This window comes from Bradyrhizobium tropiciagri (genome assembly GCF_018130505.1).
GTDB classification, from domain to species: domain Bacteria; phylum Pseudomonadota; class Alphaproteobacteria; order Rhizobiales; family Xanthobacteraceae; genus Bradyrhizobium; species Bradyrhizobium tropiciagri_B.
Window position 1 is genome coordinate 1 of sequence record NZ_JAFCKH010000027.1, and the last position, 4442, is coordinate 4442.

The window sequence follows — 4442 nt, forward strand, 5'->3', positions numbered from 1 at the left end:
ACGGCGACGAGCAGTCCGTTGTGGCAGAAGGTGGTCGGCGCCAGCGAAGCCCAGGCCCGTGCCGCCTTCACCAGCCTCAGCAACGCCTCGATCCACGCCAACGCGGCCGGCGTGTTGTCGGAGCAGTCGCAATATCTGCGCGACGCGGTCACCGGGCGGATGCGGCAGGATTTCGCCTACGGCACGCCGCTGGCGCAAGGCGGCAACGCGTTATCCTATGCGGATGCGGACCCGCGCAATGCCTACGCCGCCGATATGCCGTTCTATAAGGCACCGCCGCCCGTCGTCGTGCCGCGGCCGGCGCAGGTCTATTCGGTGTGGGCGCAGGCGCTGGGCAGCCAGGGCACGCTCAATGGTGACGGCAACGCGGCGCGGACCGATCACTCGCTCGGCGGCGTGATCTCCGGTCTTGACGTCACCTTCAACGGCATCTGGCGCGTCGGCCTGGCCGGCGGCTACAGCCAGTCCACCTTCAAGTCTCCCGACATTGCCGCGTCAGGCTCTAGCGACAGCTACCACATTGCGCTCTATGGCGGCGGCCAGTTCGGCGCCTGGGGCCTGCGCGGCGGCGCCAGCTATTCGTGGAACGACATCCGCACCACGCGGCAGATTGCGGCGATCAATTTCGTCGAGACCGAGCGCGGCGACTATGCGCTGAAGACGACGCAGGCCTTCGGCGAGGTCGGCTACACCTACGCGTTCGGCGTCAGCGCGATCGAGCCGTTCCTCAACATCGCCTATGTGCGGGTCGATGGCGGCGTCAACGAGCTCGGCGGCCTTGCGGCGATGGCCGGATCTGTGTCGCTCGATACCACCTACACGACCTTGGGCGTGCGTGGCGCCACGGCATTGACGCAGACTCTCACGGCACGCGGCACGCTGGGCTGGCGGCATGCGCTGGGCGACGTCACGCCGATCGCGGCGCTGGCGTTCCAGTCCGGCTCGGCATTCGCGCTGGCCGGCTCGCCGATCGCGCGCGATGCGCTCGTCGCCGAAGCCGGTCTCGACCTCGCGGTCGCGCCGAATGCTTCGGTCGGCGTCTCCTGGGCCGGTCAATTCGCCGATCAGAGCCACAACAACATGGTCAAGGGCAATTTCAGCTGGAGATTCTGATTGCACCGTGGACGCAGGTCCATGGCAAATCCGAAGCGATCACGGTTTCAGTCGAGTGTGAAGATGGGGCGCAACATGTTTGAGGGATTATCGTCTGGACACCGCTCATTCGCTCGTGCGCGGAAATTTGGGCTGTCGACGTCGACCTCGCGGCTGGTGCTGGCGAGATGCCTTGCGGCAGGCACAGTGTTGGCCGCAATGCCGGCCTCTGCCGCCAACTTCAATGTTGCCAGCGGGACGGATCTTGCATTCGCCATCGGCAAGGCTCAGGACAACGACACCATCACCTTCACGGCGAACATCACCTGGGGCGGCTGCAACCTCGCCTTCTGCATCGTGCCCGTTCTGCAGCACAACGTGACCATCAACGGCGGCAACTTCACGCTCTCCGGCGACAGCAAATCTCGCGGGCTGTACGTCGCGTCAGGGAACGTCACGATCAACAATCTGACGATCGTCGATGCGGTGGCGCAGGGCGGCAATGGTGGAATCGGGGGGATCAACGGCAGCCTCGCCAGTGGCGGCGGCGGCGGTGGCGGCGCCGGATTGGGCGGAGCGCTGTTTGTAGCGAGTGGCGCCAATGTGACGGTGAGTAATGTCAACTTGCAGAACAGTGCGGCGAACGGGGGCAACGGTGGCGGGGTTGCGAGCGGGCCGGCCGGGCAGCTGAGGACCAGCGGTGGTGGTGGCGGTCTGCTTGGCGACGGTGGCAATGGCGGGCTTATTTTTGATGGTAATGCCGGTGCAGGCGGTGGCGGTGTCGGAGGAGGCGGATCAGGTGGCTTCGGTGGCGGCGGCGGCGGCTCTGCCACAACGGTCGCCGGAGCAGGCGGGTTTGGCGGCGGCGGCGGCGGCACGGGCAGCGGCACGCTTGGTGTCGGCGGTTTCGGCGGCGGCAGTGGCGAACGCGGCGGTAGCGCGAGAGGCGGCGGCGGCGCCGGCATGGGTGGGGCAATCTTCGTCCAGGACGGTGGCACGCTTAATCTGGCGGGCGCGCTGAACATCTCCGGAAATTCGGTCAAGGCCGGCACGGGCGCGCAGAACGGCTCCGCCTTCGGATCAGGCATTTTCCTCTCGGGCAACGGGTCGTTGAACGCCAATCCAGCCGCTGGGCAGACGTGGACCATCGGCGACGCCATCGCCGACCAGACCGGCTCTGCCGGCACGGGCGGCAGCTGGTCGCTGGTCAAGAACGGCGCCGGCACCCTCGTGCTGAACGGTGCGAATACCTATTCCGGCGGCACGACCGTCAATGCCGGCACCCTGCTGGGCAGCGCCGCCGGCCTGCAAGGCAACATCGTCAACAATACCGGCGTCATCTTCGAGCAGGGGGGAGTAAATGGCACCTATGCCGGCAACATGTCGGGCAGCGGCGCCCTCTTCAAGCGCGGCGCGGGCGAGCTCGCGCTCACCGGCACCAACACCTACACGGCAGGCACGCGGGTAGAAGGCGGGTTTCTGCAAATCGCCTCCGACGACAAGCTTGGCGCGGCAGGCACCCACATCGACTTTGCCGGCGGCGGCCTCCATGCGTCCGGGACCTTCTCCAGCAACCGGCCCGTCACGCTTTTCACCGGCGGCGGCAACTTCCAGGTCGACCGAGGCCAGACCCTGACCTGGAGCGGCGTGATCGGCGGAAACGGCAACCTGATCAAATCCGGCGACGGTGTTGCGCTCCTGACCGGCATCAACACCTACACGGGCGGCACGTCGGTGACGCGCGGCCTGCTGCGCGTCAACAGCGACGCCAACCTGGGCGCGGCTGGTACCGGGGTCACCGTCTCGGGCGGCGGCGCGATCGGCTCCACCCCTGATACCCCCGCCGCCAGCCTGTTTGCGCGCAACATGACCGTGGTTGATCAGGGCGGAATCAATGTCGCCATGCATCCGATCACCTGGAGCGGCAATATCAGCGGTGAGGGCACGCTCACGATCGGCGGTCAGGGCGAAGTCGAGCTCACGGGCACCAATACCTACTCCGGCGGCACGCGGCTGATCGGCGGAACGCTGCGGGTCGCCTCCGATGCCAAGCTTGGCGCCGTCGGTGGGGGTATCGAGTTTTTCGGCGGCAATTTGCGCGCCTCCGAAACGTTCACCAGCGCGCGCAACGTCGCGATCGCAAACTTGTCTTCGGCCGGGATCCTCGTCGATGACACGAAAACCCTGACCTTGAGCGGAGTCGTGAGCGGTCAGGGCATCATCACCAAGATCGGCGGCGGCACGCTGGTTCTCACCGGCGCCAATACCTACACCGGCAATATTCAGAACAACGGCGGCGTCGTACAAGGCAACACCACAAGCCTGCGCAACAACATCGTCTTCGACACCAACCAGGCCAACCAGATCGCCAGATCGGTCACCTTCGACCAGGCGACCGACGGCACGTTCGCCGGCACCATCACCGGTCTCGGCGGCCTCACCAAGATCGGTGCCGGCACGCTGATCCTGACCGGCGCCAACACTTACTCAGCCGGCACCACGGTCTCGGCCGGCACGTTGCAGGGCACTTCGACCAGTCTTCAGGGCAACATCCTGAACAACGCGGCCGTCATCTTCGACCAGAACTTCGACGGCACCTACGGCAGTGTCATGTCGGGGACAGGCACCCTCGCCAAGAACGGCACCGGCACGCTGTCGCTGCCGGGCGTCCAGGCATTCACCGGTGCGACCAACATCAACGCCGGCACGCTGAACGTGAACGGCTCGCTCGCCAGCTCATCGGTCGTCAACGTCAACAAGGGCGGCACGCTGTCGGGCAACGGCAATTTCGGCAACGTCAACATCAATGGCGGCACCGTCTCGCCGGGCAATTCGATCGGCACCATTCACGTCGGCGGCAATCTCACGATGGCGCCGGACTCGCGCTATTATGTGGAGATCAACGGGCAGACCAGCGACCGCATCGAGGTCGCCGGCACCGCGAACATCCAGAGCTCGGTGTTCGAGATCGCGCACGACACCAATACCGCATCGGCTCCGGTGGTGCCGGGCAAGACCTATACGTTGTTGACGACGGGCGGTGGCTTGACCGTGACGGCGCCGACCCTCGCGGTCGCGGACTTTCCGTTCATTGCCTTTACCCTGAGCGCGGATGCCTTCAACGGTTACCTGACGACCTCGCGCAGCGCGGTCAGCTTCGCCGATCTGGCCTCGACACCGAACGCAAAGGTGGTCGCCAACGCGCTTGAGACGACGGCGACGAGCAGTCCGTTGTGGCAGAAGGTGGTGGGCGCCAGCGAAGCCCAGGCCCGCGCCGCCTTCACCAGCCTGAGCAACGCCTCGATCCACGCCAACGCGGCCGGCGTGTTGTCGGAGCAGTCGCAGTATCT

Annotated in this window: 2 protein-coding genes; both read left to right on the forward strand. The window is 66.1% G+C overall.

Features of this window, described 5'->3' with window-relative positions:
- Positions 1 to 1113, forward strand: a 1113-nt coding sequence (locus JQ633_RS35010) for an autotransporter outer membrane beta-barrel domain-containing protein (RefSeq protein WP_211990392.1), incomplete at its 5' end; no start/stop codon positions are given.
- A 198-nt stretch (positions 1114 to 1311) separates the two neighbouring features.
- The coding region (locus tag JQ633_RS35015) for an autotransporter-associated beta strand repeat-containing protein (RefSeq protein ID WP_211990393.1) at positions 1312 to 4442 on the forward strand (3131 nt) is incomplete at its 3' end.